The following is a 14,442-nucleotide window of genomic DNA, read 5'->3' as shown; positions in this document are numbered from 1 at the left end:
GTGGCCGATTTTTAAGGTCTAACCTTTATGGCACGTAAACCTAGTAAGCCGTTTTTGTTGGGCGAGATTTCGGTAGCCCCAGGAACCCAAGAACGTGTTCTCCTCCCTGCAGCGCGTTTATATTCCGATACACCTCTTGATTTGCATGTAGAAGTGTTACATGGCACTAAACCTGGGCCAGTACTTCTTGTGTGTGCCGCAATTCATGGCGATGAACTTAATGGCATTGAAATCTGCCGACGCCTTATTCAAAGTGTGGATCCGCAAGAACTCACCGGAACACTATTGATTGTTCCCGTGGTTAACATGTTCGGCTTTATCCAACAAACCCGTTATTTGCCTGATCGGCGAGATTTGAACCGGTGCTTCCCAGGCTCGGAACGCGGTGCCTTAGGCAGCCGCTTAGCCTACTTATTTCGCACTTTGTTAGTTGAACGTGCTAACTACATTATCGATTTACATACCGGGGCTATTCATCGCAGCAACCTGCCGCAAATTCGCGTGAACATGGATAATGAAAAAGCGGTAGAAATGGCCGAGGCGTTTAACAGCCCAGTGATTATGAATTCAAAAGATCGCGATGGCTCGCTGCGCTCACAAGCCTCTGAATTAAATATTCCGCTTATTCTTTATGAAGCAGGCGAAGCATTACGCTTTGATTACTCGGCGATTCGAGCCGGTGTAAATGGCGTGACCAATGTAATGAAAATGCTGAAAATGATGAAAGGCCGCCGCACTCGGAAAAAAGTAACGCCGGTTTTTGCTCAGCGTTCGGTTTGGGTGCGCAGTGAGGGTGATGGTTTAGTTCTGGCTAAAGTTGAGCTTGGGCAAACGGTGCATCGGGGCCAGCTTTTGGCGCATGTAGCGCCGCCTCATGGTGGTGAGCATACCTGTATTTACTCAATAGTGAGCGGCATTGTGATTGGTATTAGTAATATTCCAGTAAGTAATGAGGGCGAGGCGCTATTTCATATTGCCTGCTTTGATGCCACTGAAATTCCTAACGCCTCCGAGATGGTGGATATGTTTGTTGAAGCCTACCCAGATCGGCCCAGCTAATCGGGGCAAGCAGCGTCAATACCGTGAACAGGTTGAGTAGCGTGAACAGGTTGAGAAGCGTGAGCCGGCATTTTCGCAGAAAGCTATGCACAAGACCACGCGCATCACCATGCGAAGAGCCATGCGAAGGATCATGCGAAGGATCATGCGAAGGATCATGCGAAGGACCATGCGAAAGTTGCGCAGAGCGTTATGCGAAGAATTATTGAAAAACATAAATAAAAAGATTTTAAAAGGGCCACCATGTCGGGAGCAGCCACAAAATTATTAATTCGCCAAGCTGATTTGATACATGCTCAACTTGGGAGCGAGCGCGGCGCCAGAGTTCTCCTCGTAAACCCAAGTGTGGGTATGGCTGAACAACTTGCCCATGCGGGCTTCAACTGCACCAGCTGGGTGCTGAACGCACAAGCTCTAGGCGCTGATAAAGTTGCACAAGCGGTTTTCAGCGGTGCCAATGAACCGCCCACTGAACAGGAAACACAGCCAGCAAGTGGTGCAGATAGCATCGGGTATAGTTCCTCGCTATTTCAGGCGTACCTAACCGCTAAACAGCAGGTAGCTGGCGTAATTCTTAACATTCCGAAAGAGAAACAACTTTCTCGGATGCTCCTAGCCAATTTGCGAGCTGTGGTGCCGGTAGGCACACCAATCTGGCTTGTGGGCCATAACGAAACAGGTATCCGCTCTTACTTAAAACAAGAGCATGCCGGTTGGCAAAAATTTGCTAAATTAGCGAGCGGCAATCATTGCCAGCTTTTGAGCGGCGCTCTTTTGAGCACAGCCCCTTTTCAACTAGCCGAGTTCCTTAGCACCTATAACGTAATGCTGCCCTCTGCAACTGCCAGTAAGCAGCTCAAAAGCAATCAACAAAATAACCAAGAAAGCTTAGCGATCACCAATCTACCCGGTGTATTCAGCAGCGGCCACCTCGATTTGGGCACGCAGTTATTATTGGAAAACCTGCCCGAGAAAATCAGCGGTAAAGTGCTTGATTTCGGTTGTGGTGCCGGGGTGATTAGCGCGTATTTGGCAAAACGGTTTTCGCCAATCGAAATCAGCGCTGTGGATATTAATGTACTCGCGCTGGAAGCAACGAAATCGACATTAGAGAACTTAGGTGTTCACGCTGAAATTTTTGCCAGTGATGGCTTGGCTCATGTTCATGGACACTATCAGTGGATTATTAGTAACCCGCCCTTCCACTCTGGTAAACAAACTGATTATAAAATCACCCAGGATTTTATTCGCGAGAGCCGCAATAAACTCAAAGCCGATGGTTCGCTACTAATCGTTGCTAATACCTTTTTGCCCTATCGCGAGGCGTTAAGTGAAAACTTTAAATATGTGAATATTTTAGCGCACACACCTAAATTCACCGTTTGGCATGCCAGCAACCGTGCATTATAACAGGATAAGTTAAGGCGAGCGTTGAGGGTTCACAAGCATGTTTCAACAAATAAAGCGCAAATACTGATCAAAAGAGCGATTGAAAATGCCTGAAAACACGCAAAAGTGGTCGTTAAGTAGCCGCCTGAATATCATCATTGCGGGCATTGTTGCCTTAGCCATGTTGTTATTTTCGGCTGTTGCTATTCTTTTGGTTTCCGATTCTGAGCGCCGAGGCTTAGCGAATCGAGCCGAAGCGTTAGCGCAACAACTCGCACTGCAGGCAAGTAATTTAGCAACACCACCGAGCGCTGCGATAGCGCACAACTTAGCGAACAACTCGCCGGATAGCTCAGCACAGAACAATTCACCGTCCAGTAATTTAATGAGTAATGCACTCACTCGTGAGCAAATGGAGCTGCTTTTCCGTGGTTTAGCCGCACACGATTTTCTTGAACATGTTCATCTCTATACTTTGAGCTCACCCGCTGCTGAACCGCAACTCCTAAATACGTATACAGCCACTGGCCGCTCTGCCCTGAACTCACAAAGTGCACGCATCAAAACCTTACCCAATTTTCAATTTACCGCTGATTATTTGGAGATTGTGCAACCAATATTTAAAAGCCAAGATTGGAACAACCAATGGCAAAGTGACAGTGATTTAGCCGGCTACATTTATCTTCGTGCTTCGTTAGCGCAAGTACAAAGTGCGCATCGGCGGCAAGTATTTACCAGCGTTGTTGCTTTCATTGCTGTGATGTTGAGTGTTTCACTAAGTGTTAAATTCTTTGCCCGCACTATGGCATCGAGCCTAGAGCGCTTGAGCAGAACCATAGCTAAAGCAAGCCAAGACCAATCCTTTAACCTTGATGAAGATCGAGATTTCCCCGAAGAGTTTACGGATGTTCGCCTGCAGGTAAAACGAGTTTTAGAGAAGTATCGGCATGAAAAGCGTTACGCTGAACATAGTGCAGCACAAGCGCAAAAAGCGAATGATGAATTGGAAGCCGAAGTAACGGCGCGTACTGAGCGTTTATCAGCATTAAACAACAAGCTTACAGTAGCGTTAGAAACTCTACATAGCCACCAACAACAGCAGTTTGAACGAGACAAGCTGGCTTCATTTAGCGATCTAATTAATAGAATTGCACACGAGTTAGCCACGCCTATTGATGCCAGCATGGCCGCTACCAGACTTGTGCAAGAGCAACAGGAAACCGTTCAGAAATCGCTTTCCACAAAAGCTCTCACAGAAATGAAGCTAAGTGAATATTTAGTGAAAGAGCAGGCAAGTTTGCGCGCAATCATGGCAAACCTAAGTAAGTGTGCAGATTTAATTCGCCATTACCAAGAAATTGTGGTGTTAAACCGCAACGATAAACCAAGAACGATAACTCTCTACGCCTTTATTCAACGCATGGAACATGCGGTTCATACCGGCCGGAAGTTGCCAGAACATGTACAGCTTGTTTTTCGCAACATCACTGATACTGCAAACAAAACGGGTTCTGGCATAACCCGTGTTTTGCAGAGCCATACTGGTAACAGCAAAGATACTCTTAAGCTGCGGGTATTAACGCTTGAACAAGTACTACTCGAGATTATTGATCATGCTATCGCGCATGGGGCTTACAAAGATGCTTCCGGCACTTATCAACCATTACTTATTGAAGTGGCTTTTGAGTTGAAAAACAACATGCTTTTAGTGCAGGTGGCCGATAACGGCGCAGGCATTGAGCCAGCATTAAGAACTAAGATATTCCAGCCTTTCGTTTTGAGTGCGCCCGAACAGAACAACGCGGGATTAGCGTTATATCAGGTATTTAACTGGGTTACCCAGTTGCTCAATGGTGATATCGAATGCCAAAGCTTACCGCTTACTAGCACTGAAGATAATGACAACCATAACGCTGAACATGGAACTCAATTTACAATAAAAATCCCCACCTCGAATAATTAATATACAATCTGATTAAGTTTTGTTAAAAATATACGAACTTACTTGCTTTTATTAACTTGAAAAACTTATCCTTATACATTCAAGCATATTTATCAGCAGTTCTATTTCATTAGCAATCGAACGCGGAGTTCAGAAAACACCATGGAACAAACAACGAACGTGAAACTTCTGATTGTGGAAGATGAGGTGGTAACCCGCCAAACACTCACACGCTTATTCCAGCAAGAAGGCTATGAAGTATTTGATGCTGCCGATGGCCGCCAGATGGAACACATCATGGCGCAACAGCAAATTGATATCATTATTATGGATGTTAATTTACCGGGCCAAAGCGGTTTAGAACTTGCTGAATCCTTGCGCGAGCAGAACAACATCGGTTTGGTATTCCTTACCGGCCGTGATAGCGATGAAGATCGCTTGCTAGCGTTAGAACTTGGCGCTGATGATTATCTGATCAAACCTTATAACCCTCGCGAACTTACGGTGCGAGTGCGCAACCTAGCGCGCCGCATAGAGCAAATTAACGAGCCGCGAGAAAATCAGGTTGACGGCAGTAAACAATATCACTTCAGCGGCTGGATACTAGATTGCGATAGCCGTTGTTTATTTGCCCCAGATAAGAAAATGTTCCGTTTGCCGAAAAGTGAGTACCGGGCATTGGAACTATTTTTAACCCAGCCTGGCAAAATTCATGACCGTGATACATTAGTTCGCAAAATGTTAGATCGCGAGCTACGCCCGAACGATCGCACAGTGGATGTTGCTATTCGCCGTATCCGCCGGCATTTCGAGGCTCATCCAGAAACACCAAACCTAATTACCACGATTCATGGTGAAGGTTATCGTTTTGTAGGCGATGTGGATATTAAGGTTGCTTCTTAATTAGCTGCCCAGATATTTGCTAAAGCGAAAACTTAGGAATCCTTGCGTAAACCCGCAAGCCAGTTTTCTACCATGGTCGTATCCGCTGAATAGTGGTGCGGCCATTCTGCTATCAGGCTCTCAACTTGCCCCCATTGCCAAGGTTCTTTCTCGATAAATTGCATTTCCTCACCTAAACGCTGAAAGCCAAGCGAACGACAACTACCCTTTATTTTATGGGCATGGGAACGAACAGCCGCTTCATCGCGAGTAGCCACCAGGCGTTCTAGTTCAGCCTGATAATCCGGTAAAACCTGCAAAAACATTGTGAAGCTATCGGCTATGCCCTGAATCCCCAAAATTTGCTGATACTGCTGCAACAATGCCCAATCGATTTCGTTAGAATTTCTTGTCGTCATGCAATCCAAATCCTTCTTTTGCTACGTAATCATCTGTGCTCGTAGCGGAGGTAACATAAGTTTTCGTGAGGCATTTACTGTACTACAAGCCAACGCCGATGCCCACACAGATTGGTTTACGCTTTTACTCCGATCAGCTTCTTTGGCGGCATAGCAGCAGAAAAAAATACTGGCGGATATCGTGCGCAAAATCCTGTATAATCTTGCGTCTAATTTTAACTCAGCTAGCGTGAAATAAGCGTAATGAAATCTTACGATGTAATTGGCGTGGGAAACGCCTTGGTAGATCAAGAATTTAAAGTAACCGACGAATTCTTGGCACGCCATAAAATTGAAAAAAGCATCATGACGTTGCTTGATGAAGCTCAGCAGCAGTTGCTATTGAGTGAGCTACATAAAGAGTTCACTCTCGAAAAGCGCGTGGGTGGCGGTTCAGCTGCCAACAGTTTAGTAGCCTTTAGCCAATTCGGTGGCAAGGCCTTTTATTGTTGTAAAGTAGCCAATGACGACGACGGTAACTTTTATCAAGCTGACCTCGAGCGCGCTGGAGTAAGCACCCATTTGGTAAAGCAAGATAACGATGGCCACACGGGCAAGTGTGTGGTGATGGTTACACCTGATGCTGAACGCACTATGTGCACGTTTTTGGGTATTACCATTGATTTTTCAAGTGAAGAGTTAGAGCCTGAAAAAGTGGCTGACTCGAAATATTTGTACATTGAAGGTTATTTAGCTACTTCGGAAATTGCTCGCGCTGCCGTTCGCGAGGCGCGTGAAGTAGCAGAACAAAATGATACTCGCATTGCCCTTACTTTTTCAGATTCATCCATGGTGAAATATTTTAAAGAAGGCTTAGATGAGTTTCTAACACCCGGGGTAGATATCCTTTTCTGCAACCAAGAAGAAGCAGAAATCTACACCGGATGTGAAGGTTTAGAGCCAGCTATGAATGCGTTACTCGATGTAGCCAAGCAGGTGGTGATCACCCGCGGCAAAGAGGGTGCTATTATTGGCACCCGCGAGCACCGTATTCAAGTACCTGGTTTTAAAGTTACAGCAATTGATACCAATGGTGCGGGCGATATGTTCGCCGGCGCTTATTTATTTGGCATTACGCAGGGGCTAACACCTGCACAGGCTGGCACACTTGCGAGCCGTTCGGCAGCAGAAATTGTGAGCAATTACGGGCCTCGTTTGAGTACCGAAACGCAACAGCAAATTTTGCAAGAATTAAATCTTGCTGAACACCTTTCAGCATAAATTCAAATTTGCAGATACGAGAGAGTAGAATGACTTCTTTTCAAGATTACAAAGTAGCTGATATCAACCTTGCGGATTACGGCCGTAAAGAGATTCAAATTGCAGAATCAGAAATGCCTGCATTAATGGCGATTCGCCGTAAGTATTCAGCCGCAAAGCCATTGAAAGATGCGCGGATTATCGGCTGCATTCACATGACGATTCAAACAGCGGTTCTGATTGAAACCCTTATTGAGCTTGGTGCTGAAGTGCGCTGGTCGTCGTGCAATATTTTCTCTACGCAAGATCACGCGGCTGCAGCTATGGCTGCTGCTGGTATTCCGGTGTTCGCGTGGAAAGGCGAAACGGAAGAAGAATATGAATGGTGCTTAGAGCAAACATGTAAGAAAGATGGTGAACTTTGGGACGCCAACATGATTTTGGACGATGGTGGTGATTTAACCCTACTCATTCATGATCAATTCCCGGAAATGCTAGAAAAAATTCACGGCATTACCGAAGAAACGACAACTGGTGTTCACCGTTTATTAGAGATGTTGAAAAAAGGCACATTGAAAGTTCCTGCCATCAACGTAAATGATTCAGTAACCAAATCAAAGAATGATAACAAATATGGCTGCCGCCACTCGCTAAATGATGCGATTAAACGCGCTACCGATCACTTGTTATCAGGTAAGAAAGCTTTGGTTATTGGCTACGGCGATGTGGGCAAAGGCTCTGCTGCATCATTACGCCAAGAAGGCATGATTGTTAAAGTAACTGAAATCGATCCGATTTGTGCCATGCAAGCTTGCATGGATGGTTACGAAGTTGTTTCCCCATATATCGGTGGTGTGAATGCTGGTGACGGTTCAACTATCGATAAAGAGTTGTTGGGCAACACTGATTTAATCGTTACCACCACGGGCAACGTGAATGTATGTGATCAATACATTCTTTCTGCGCTGAAAAATGGTGCTGTGGTATCAAATATTGGCCATTTCGATAACGAAATCGATACCGCATTCATGCGCAAAAATTGGCGCTGGGAAGAAGTGAAAGCACAGGTACACACGGTATTCCGCTCTGATGCCAAAGATGATTACCTCATTTTGTTATCAGAAGGCCGCTTGGTAAACCTAGGCAATGCAACAGGCCACCCGAGCCGCATTATGGATGGTTCTTTCGCAAACCAAGTATTAGCGCAAATTCACTTGTTCGAGAAGAAATACGCGGCTATGTCGGATGCCGACAAGCAAGCGAATTTAACGGTAGAAGTATTGCCGAAACAGCTCGATGAAGAAGTAGCGCGCTACATGGTAGAAGGTTTTGGTGGTGTAATTACGAAAATGACCAGCCAACAATCAGAGTACATTGGCGTTCCGGTTGAAGGCCCATTCAAGCCTGACGAGTACCGCTACTAAGCTCAGAAGCCTTTAAGTGAAGGCGTGAGCCAAGTGAGGATGAGAGCCAATTGAAGGTGGCGGCCAAGAGAAGGTGGCAGATAGAAAAAAGGTGAGCACCTAGTTGCTCACCTTTTTTTATGCGCGTTATAATGCGCCCTCACTTTCAAGGATGTTTGTTATGAAGCACGCTAACCCTCGCCTTACCTTTCGGCAACTCACCGAAGCTGATTTCGATGCCGTTATCGCGCTTGGCAATAAAGTTCATGGCGATAACTACCTTACCCCCGAAAACCTAGCCGATTACTTTCAGCGCGGGCAAACCGAAAATGGCCGTAACCTGCATTGGTTAGCCTTCAGCGATGATAACTTAGCAGGCATTCGCCTCACGTTCGCGCCAGGGAATTGGGATATTGATCAGTATTGCACACCCGGTGCTTGGCCCTTCCCCGCAGAAGAACTGTGCTATTTCAAATGTTCTGCGGTGGATCATGAGGTACAAGGTGGCGGTATCGGTAAATCCTTACTGATGCATTCAATCATTGAGGCCCAAGGGGCTGGCTGCAAAGGTGGTTTGGCACATATTTGGCGGCAGAGTCCAAATAACAGCGCCTTTGAATATTTTTCTCGTTGTGGTGGCGAACTTATCGCAGATCACGGTAAACGGTGGCTACAATTCTCATTGGAAGGTGGCTATTATTGCCCCGTTTGCGATGGTGATTGTTACTGCACCGCCGCTGAAATGCTGTTGCGTTTTTAACCTCGCCAGCGATGCCAAGTATACAGCGCACGTAATCCTACTCGCCGTGCCGGAGCGAGAGGGTAACGTGGTAAGGGCGATTGATAAAACGGTAATGCCGGCATACGTTCGCCAAAGCTCAATTGCGCGAGCCGTTTTCCCGCTAAACTTGCAAAGGCCACCCCGGCACCGCAATACCCTGCACTGGTAAAAACCCCCAGTGCTGGGCTAAATATTCGCGGCATTGCATCCAATGCTACGCTTATCCAACCACTCCAGAAATAATCAACGTACAAATCCTTTAACTGCGGAAACGTAGCCGCTAACGCTTGCTCTAGCCGGTGTCTATGCACCTTATTATCAGCATTTTTACCCGCTACGGCCCCGCGCCCCCCAAATAAAATACGGCCATCAGGTAGAAGCCGGTAATAGTATTTCAGTGTTCGCGTATCCATCACTAAATCATTCACTGTTAAGCCGCAGTATTGCTGTTCAGCGGCGTTTAGAGGCCGTGATACAACAATACTCGAGAGCACTGGAAACTGGCGCTTACTTATGTCAGGAAAGGGTTGCTGCGGCAGGTAACCATTACTACAGAGCAAAACCTGATGACATTGAATTTCGCGGCCGCCCGCGGTTAGCTGATGTTTACCATGATTTGACCGCCATGCAGTTACGGGATGGCCAGTTACAATTTTAACGCCAGCCTGTTGCGCTAAACTTAGATAAGCGGCCGTTAATGCTCTCGGGTTAACCGCCGCAGCCGGAGTAAGCGAAAGCCCGCCATATTTCCACGGCAGGCCTGGCAGCTCTGCCTGTTGCTGTTCTGGGCTCAGCCATTCCGCTGTTAGCAAGGTATTGCCGTACGCCGGTTGTTGTTCGCGCAACACACTTGCTGCTTTTTCACTGTGGCCAAGGCGCAGGTAGCGGGCTGGAATAAGCTCACAGGGCCAAGAAGAATCAGCAGCCGCATTTTTAACATGCTCAATACTCGCGGCAAATTCGTTTTGTACGCCTTGCGCTATTTGTTCGCCAAATTTTTTCGCATAATCACGATAACCAAGGCGCCCTGTTCCCGGCAATAAGAACCCCGCATTACGGCTACTTGCACCGGCGCCAACACCACCTGCATCAATGAGAACAACCTCTCGCTGCTGTGCTTGCGCAACTTCAATCGCCGCATTCAAACCAGTATAACCGGCGCCGATCACAACAACTTCTGCTGAGCTTGGCAGCGCGATAGCATTGGTATCAGGGAAAGGCGTTACGGCCGCCCAGTAGGAAGCCGTGCCAAATTCGTGAAAAGCCGGGATACCCCGGCTTTTAAGAGGATCGTACAAAATTGCCTCCTAGAGGCCAAAAACCACTTTTTCGCTGCGTAACATTTTCGTCACCACAGCAACAAGCAGCGCCGTAACCACTACCGTTACACCTGCACCACCTAACACCATCAACCAGTTGATTTCTTGCCCACCAATAGTGGCCAAAAGAACTTGATGCTGCGAGGTTACCGGTAATACGGAAAGCGCTGGATGCTCAAAGCGGGTAAATTCAACGGCGAATATTACCGCAACCGGAATGAACATCACGAGAGAAATATAAGTTTGTGCTTCCTTAAACGATTTTGCCCGAAAGCTAACAAATAGCTGCAAAATACTGGCAAATGCTGCCAAAGGAATCAACACCAATATAATGCCAAGCTGATCCAACATGCTCATACTAAAATCGATACCCAATTTTTCTAGGGGCACGAAAATAAACACCAGCGGTATCAAAAGAATACTCAACACACCGCCGAAGAGTGCAAAGGTGCCGGCTGCGGCTGCTTTCGCCATTACCAGCCAATGAGTGGCAACCGGCTGGGCCAAGAGAAACTCCAGCGAGTTCCGCTCCCGTTCACCAGCGCTACCATCAATGGCCACGTTCATGCCTGAAAAGAAGATCGCCATGAGTACGAACACCATTACCGTACCCAAAATCATAGCAGCTCGCGCTTCTTTAGTAGCGGTATCTTGTTTATCAATGCGAATCGGCGAAATCACATCGGTACTGATACCTCGTAAAGTAAGCCGATGGCTGACAATGGTGTTGTTATATTCCCGCAAAGCACTTTCTACTCTACTTCGATAGCTACCATCGCTACGCTCAGAATAATCAGAACGCACCGTAATATACACGGGCTTTGCGCTCGCTAAATTTTCTTCGTAGTTTTCGGGTATTTCTAAGTAAATTTCCCGCGCAGCGTTTTCCTCATCGCCGGCAAAAATTCGCCGATCACCGAGAAAATCCACCAAAGCAGGCGCATACTGCGCGCCATCAATATGAACATAAACATCGCGCTCAGAAACCGCATCTTTAATTACCATCATGAAAGCAACCGCCATCATGATAGGCCCGAAAAATGCGTAACTCATGGCGGCCATCAACGAGCGTTTATCACGCAGCGCATCGGTCATTTCTTTTAGCCAAACTGTGATAAATACTGATTTCATAGCATGATACCCTCTTCAGTTCCGATTAACTGCACGAAGGCTTCTTCAAAGCTTTCTTGCCCAGTTCTTGCGCACAGCTCTGCTGGGCTACCTTCAGCTACTACTTGCCCAGCAACCATAATCACCACACGATCACACAATGCAGCCACCTCTTGCATCACATGGCTGGAAAACAGAATGCAACGCCCTTGCCCTTTCAAACGAAACAGAAGCTCACGCAAAATGCGCGTACTCATTACATCAAGGCCGCGGCTAGGTTCATCTAAGATTAAGTTTTGCGGTTGATGCACAATAGCTTGCCCAAGCGCCACTTTCATTCGCTGGCCTTGGGAAAAGCCGCCGGTGCGGCGATCAGCGATATCATTCATATCTAAATCGTCGATCACCTGTTGCACTGCTGCTTTTCTTGCCTCACCGTGCAGCCCGTGCAAGCCGGCGAAATAAGCAATGTGCTCACGGGCAGTTAAACGTTCCTGCAAACCAAATTTATCAGGAAAGATACCAATGCGCTTACGCACCTCAAGGGGTGATTTCGAAGCATCAATGCTATCCACTTCAGCGCTGCCAATATCTGGATGTATCAACCCGTAAATACTGCGCAAGCAGGTGGTTTTTCCCGCACCGTTAGGGCCCAATAAGCCAGTAATTTCACCATCATTGGCTTGGAACGAGAGGCCCTTTAACGCTTTTACATCTTTATATGCTTTCGCTAGTCCGTTGGTTACAATCATGGCTCACATCCCCGCTGCGTTAACGTTACGTAAGAAAGGCAACATGCGGGTTCGCTCAAGGCATGAAGCATCGATTGTTGCACTTGGCTCATCTAAAAACTGTGCAATTAAACGATTCGCACAAGTGTGGCTCATAATCGTGTGGCCACCAAACTCAGCCACCAAGTGTTGTGAATTGGAAAGCGTTTCGGCAGCGATTTCAGCCCATTCGGGCGGCGTTACCGGATCTTGCTCGCCAGATAACAATAAGGCTGGAATATCACTTACCACAGGTTCGGCATGGCTGTTGTCTGGAAGAGGTGCTACCGGCCACCCGCTACACATTTCTACAAAATCATCCCCCACACTGCTGCCAATGAAGCGGTTATCACCATCCCGTGCCAATAATTCGGCATCAGCGCGCGGCATATCTTCTTGGCACAACACTGAAACCAGTAACCCGGTGTAAATTGGAGATTCCGCATCAAACGCGCCGATCAGGCCTGCCAGTGGCCGCCAGTTGCCGGCATCAGCCTCACTCACCACAATTGGAATAAGTTGGCGCGAACGCGGTGAGTAAAGCGCATTGCGCAAAATTCCAGCAAGCCGCTTCGCCGTCATTAACACTTCTCGTGTTTCATCACTGCGCGGATCTTGCATCACCACTTGCTCAGGTTCCGCCAACAAGCGTTCCCTTAGCGCATAGTATTTTTCATCAATAGCGCCGAATCTTTCAACGCAGGCTTCCGAGCGATTACAATCGCTTACCATTAAATCAAACGCGCGCTGGCTGTAGGTTCCGAACGGGCCTACCACAACCTGCGTAGGCGCAACACCATCAAGCACTACACTTCGTAGCGCAGTTGGCGCTTCCCGCATCCACACTAAGGCGGCTCGAGTACCATATGAACCGCCGTACAAGTTAATTTGCTGATAGCCCAGCGCCGTTCGCACCATTTCGAAGTCACGTATGGCGTTCACTGTGCTGTATTGCTGCAAATCAACATCAAATTTTTCTGCACATCGAGCCATGGCACCACGCAAATCGATTTGATCATCAGGTACTAAGAGTTCATCAAGCGCCGAGATCTCACATTGCAACGCCCCCGATTTACCGGTGCCACGCTGATCAACAAGAATGATATCGCGGCGCTGCCGCACATCCTGAAATACTCTATCGATAATTGGTGCCAGTTCGGTAGCCGCTTGCCCGGGGCCGCCGGCTAAAAAGAACAAGGGATCACTGGCAGCGCCTGAGCTCACCGCTGGCATGCGAACGATATGCAGATCAATAGTGGTGCCATTGGGTGTATCGTGATTCTCGGGTACTTCCAAATAACCACATTCAACCTGCTCCGATAAGCCTCTAAGGTGGCAAGATTCAAGGGTAAGTTGATTGAGCGCTGCAGGCTCACTCGTGCCGCTTGAGCTATCTGAGGTGTTTTCTTGCGCGCCTATTGCTTGCGTGTTGAACGCAGCACAAACGGCAAAGGCAAACCCAAGGTTAACCATTTTCAAGGTTTTCATTATTATTCTCTCTTTTTTATGCGCTAGCTAGCGTGAGAGTTTTACCTAGATTTTTTGGTTACTGCAAGGGCTGTTAACATTTGGTAACAAAAAATTAAACAATTGGCAGGTTTTTCAGCACTAATTACGCAGAATGCGCTTATACAGATAACCGCGGTAGGTAAGTGGGTTTTGGTTATCGGCTTTATGTTCACGTAGTAAAGTTCTTTCCCACTCGTCAGGGTAAAACGCTGGAAAAAAAGTATCGCCAGGTACATTCAAATCAATGTGAGTAAGATACAACCGAGTAGCCTCGGGCAAAAATGCCTCATACACCTGCCCACCACCAATGACCATAATCTCATGCAACTTGTGGCCGTTAGCAGCCGCGTAGGCTTCCGCCGCCGCTATAGCTTGTTGTGGGTTGCTTGCAGTGGTAACCCCTTCGGGCAAGAGCTCAGGTTTGCTGGTGATTACAATGTTGTGCCGGCCCGGGAGTGGCCGGCCAATGGAAACAAAGGTATTGCGCCCCATGATGATTGGTTTACCCATGGTTAATTCTTTAAAATACTGCAGTTCGCTTGGTAAATGCCAAGGCATTTCACCCTCGTTGCCGATTACACGATTATCGGCCATTGCTGCAATTAAAGAAATTTCCATAG

The 14,442-nt window shown here is 47.2% G+C and carries 13 protein-coding genes; 7 read left to right on the top strand and 6 right to left on the bottom strand.

Annotation, left to right across the window (positions count from 1 at the left end; all coding sequences use genetic code 11):
* Positions 1-27 precede the first annotated feature (27 nt).
* The 4 genes from CWE08_RS02810 to arcA all read left to right on the top strand — a co-directional run bounded on the left by CWE08_RS02810 (position 28) and on the right by arcA (position 5,293).
* Positions 28-1,059: a succinylglutamate desuccinylase/aspartoacylase family protein gene (locus CWE08_RS02810; RefSeq protein WP_126765375.1), complete on the top strand. Its 1,032-nt coding sequence runs from the start codon at positions 28-30 to the stop codon at positions 1,057-1,059.
* Positions 1,060-1,302: 243 nt separating this feature from the next.
* Entirely contained in the window at positions 1,303-2,469 is a 1,167-nt protein-coding gene (locus tag CWE08_RS02805; RefSeq protein ID WP_126765373.1) for a class I SAM-dependent methyltransferase, read from the top strand.
* A gap of 85 nt (positions 2,470-2,554) precedes the next feature.
* A complete protein-coding gene (locus CWE08_RS02800) occupies positions 2,555-4,411 on the top strand; it encodes an ATP-binding protein (protein WP_126765371.1) in 1,857 nt (618 codons plus the stop codon).
* A 141-nt stretch (positions 4,412-4,552) separates the two neighbouring features.
* On the top strand, positions 4,553-5,293 hold the full coding sequence (gene arcA, locus CWE08_RS02795; protein WP_126765369.1) for a two-component system response regulator ArcA: 741 nt from the start codon (positions 4,553-4,555) through the stop codon (positions 5,291-5,293).
* Between the two features lie 32 nt (positions 5,294-5,325).
* Here the strand turns inward: arcA and CWE08_RS02790 are convergent, their stop codons facing one another.
* Positions 5,326-5,691: an Hpt domain-containing protein gene (locus tag CWE08_RS02790; RefSeq protein WP_126765367.1), complete on the bottom strand. Its 366-nt coding sequence runs from the start codon at positions 5,689-5,691 to the stop codon at positions 5,326-5,328.
* 243 nt (positions 5,692-5,934) lie between these two features.
* Between CWE08_RS02790 and CWE08_RS02785 the strand changes: the two genes are divergently transcribed.
* The 3 genes from CWE08_RS02785 to CWE08_RS02775 all read left to right on the top strand — a co-directional run bounded on the left by CWE08_RS02785 (position 5,935) and on the right by CWE08_RS02775 (position 9,093).
* Positions 5,935-6,951, top strand: a complete 1,017-nt coding sequence (locus tag CWE08_RS02785) for an adenosine kinase (RefSeq protein WP_126765366.1) — start codon at positions 5,935-5,937, stop codon at positions 6,949-6,951.
* Between the two features lie 29 nt (positions 6,952-6,980).
* Entirely contained in the window at positions 6,981-8,354 is a 1,374-nt protein-coding gene (gene ahcY, locus CWE08_RS02780; RefSeq protein WP_126765364.1) for an adenosylhomocysteinase, read from the top strand.
* A 160-nt stretch (positions 8,355-8,514) separates the two neighbouring features.
* The gene (locus tag CWE08_RS02775) at positions 8,515-9,093 is read left to right on the top strand and encodes a GNAT family N-acetyltransferase (protein ID WP_126765362.1); all 579 of its coding nucleotides are present in this window, start codon (positions 8,515-8,517) and stop codon (positions 9,091-9,093) included.
* Here CWE08_RS02775 and CWE08_RS02770 read toward each other — a convergent pair.
* From CWE08_RS02770 to folA, 5 genes are all read right to left on the bottom strand, one after another.
* On the bottom strand, positions 9,090-10,412 hold the full coding sequence (locus CWE08_RS02770; RefSeq protein WP_157981216.1) for an NAD(P)/FAD-dependent oxidoreductase: 1,323 nt from the start codon (positions 10,410-10,412) through the stop codon (positions 9,090-9,092). The two genes, CWE08_RS02775 and CWE08_RS02770, sit on opposite strands and share 4 nt — an antisense overlap.
* Positions 10,413-10,421: 9 nt before the next feature.
* Positions 10,422-11,564, bottom strand: coding sequence for an ABC transporter permease (locus CWE08_RS02765; RefSeq protein ID WP_126765359.1), 1,143 nt, complete (start codon positions 11,562-11,564; stop codon positions 10,422-10,424).
* The gene (locus CWE08_RS02760) at positions 11,561-12,295 is read right to left on the bottom strand and encodes an ABC transporter ATP-binding protein (RefSeq protein ID WP_126765357.1); all 735 of its coding nucleotides are present in this window, start codon (positions 12,293-12,295) and stop codon (positions 11,561-11,563) included. Before CWE08_RS02760 ends, CWE08_RS02765 begins: the two co-directional genes overlap by 4 nt.
* Before the next feature lie 3 nt (positions 12,296-12,298).
* The gene (locus CWE08_RS02755) at positions 12,299-13,801 is read right to left on the bottom strand and encodes an alpha/beta hydrolase (protein ID WP_126765355.1); all 1,503 of its coding nucleotides are present in this window, start codon (positions 13,799-13,801) and stop codon (positions 12,299-12,301) included.
* A 120-nt stretch (positions 13,802-13,921) separates the two neighbouring features.
* Positions 13,922-14,440: a type 3 dihydrofolate reductase gene (gene folA / locus CWE08_RS02750; protein ID WP_126765353.1), complete on the bottom strand. Its 519-nt coding sequence runs from the start codon at positions 14,438-14,440 to the stop codon at positions 13,922-13,924.
* Positions 14,441-14,442 lie beyond the last annotated feature (2 nt).

Origin of the sequence: Aliidiomarina iranensis (assembly GCF_003987135.1) — a bacterium.
Classification (GTDB): Bacteria; Pseudomonadota; Gammaproteobacteria; order Enterobacterales; family Alteromonadaceae; genus Aliidiomarina; species Aliidiomarina iranensis.
Note: the sequence above shows the minus strand (reverse complement) of the source record. Positions and strands in the feature narration are given on the sequence as shown.

What these genes read in the sequence shown, in the direction of transcription:
- CWE08_RS02810 (WP_126765375.1), top strand. Translation starts at nt 28, where the DNA reads ATGGCACGTAAACCTAGTAAGCCGTTTTTGTTGGGCGAGATTTCGGTA.
- CWE08_RS02805 (WP_126765373.1), top strand. Translation starts at nt 1,303, where the DNA reads ATGTCGGGAGCAGCCACAAAATTATTAATTCGCCAAGCTGATTTGATA.
- CWE08_RS02800 (WP_126765371.1), top strand. Translation starts at nt 2,555, where the DNA reads ATGCCTGAAAACACGCAAAAGTGGTCGTTAAGTAGCCGCCTGAATATC.
- arcA (WP_126765369.1), top strand. Translation starts at nt 4,553, where the DNA reads ATGGAACAAACAACGAACGTGAAACTTCTGATTGTGGAAGATGAGGTG.
- CWE08_RS02790 (WP_126765367.1), bottom strand. Translation starts at nt 5,691, where the DNA reads ATGACGACAAGAAATTCTAACGAAATCGATTGGGCATTGTTGCAGCAG.
- CWE08_RS02785 (WP_126765366.1), top strand. Translation starts at nt 5,935, where the DNA reads ATGAAATCTTACGATGTAATTGGCGTGGGAAACGCCTTGGTAGATCAA.
- ahcY (WP_126765364.1), top strand. Translation starts at nt 6,981, where the DNA reads ATGACTTCTTTTCAAGATTACAAAGTAGCTGATATCAACCTTGCGGAT.
- CWE08_RS02775 (WP_126765362.1), top strand. Translation starts at nt 8,515, where the DNA reads ATGAAGCACGCTAACCCTCGCCTTACCTTTCGGCAACTCACCGAAGCT.
- CWE08_RS02765 (WP_126765359.1), bottom strand. Translation starts at nt 11,564, where the DNA reads ATGAAATCAGTATTTATCACAGTTTGGCTAAAAGAAATGACCGATGCG.
- CWE08_RS02760 (WP_126765357.1), bottom strand. Translation starts at nt 12,295, where the DNA reads ATGATTGTAACCAACGGACTAGCGAAAGCATATAAAGATGTAAAAGCG.
- CWE08_RS02755 (WP_126765355.1), bottom strand. Translation starts at nt 13,801, where the DNA reads ATGAAAACCTTGAAAATGGTTAACCTTGGGTTTGCCTTTGCCGTTTGT.
- folA (WP_126765353.1), bottom strand. Translation starts at nt 14,440, where the DNA reads ATGGAAATTTCTTTAATTGCAGCAATGGCCGATAATCGTGTAATCGGC.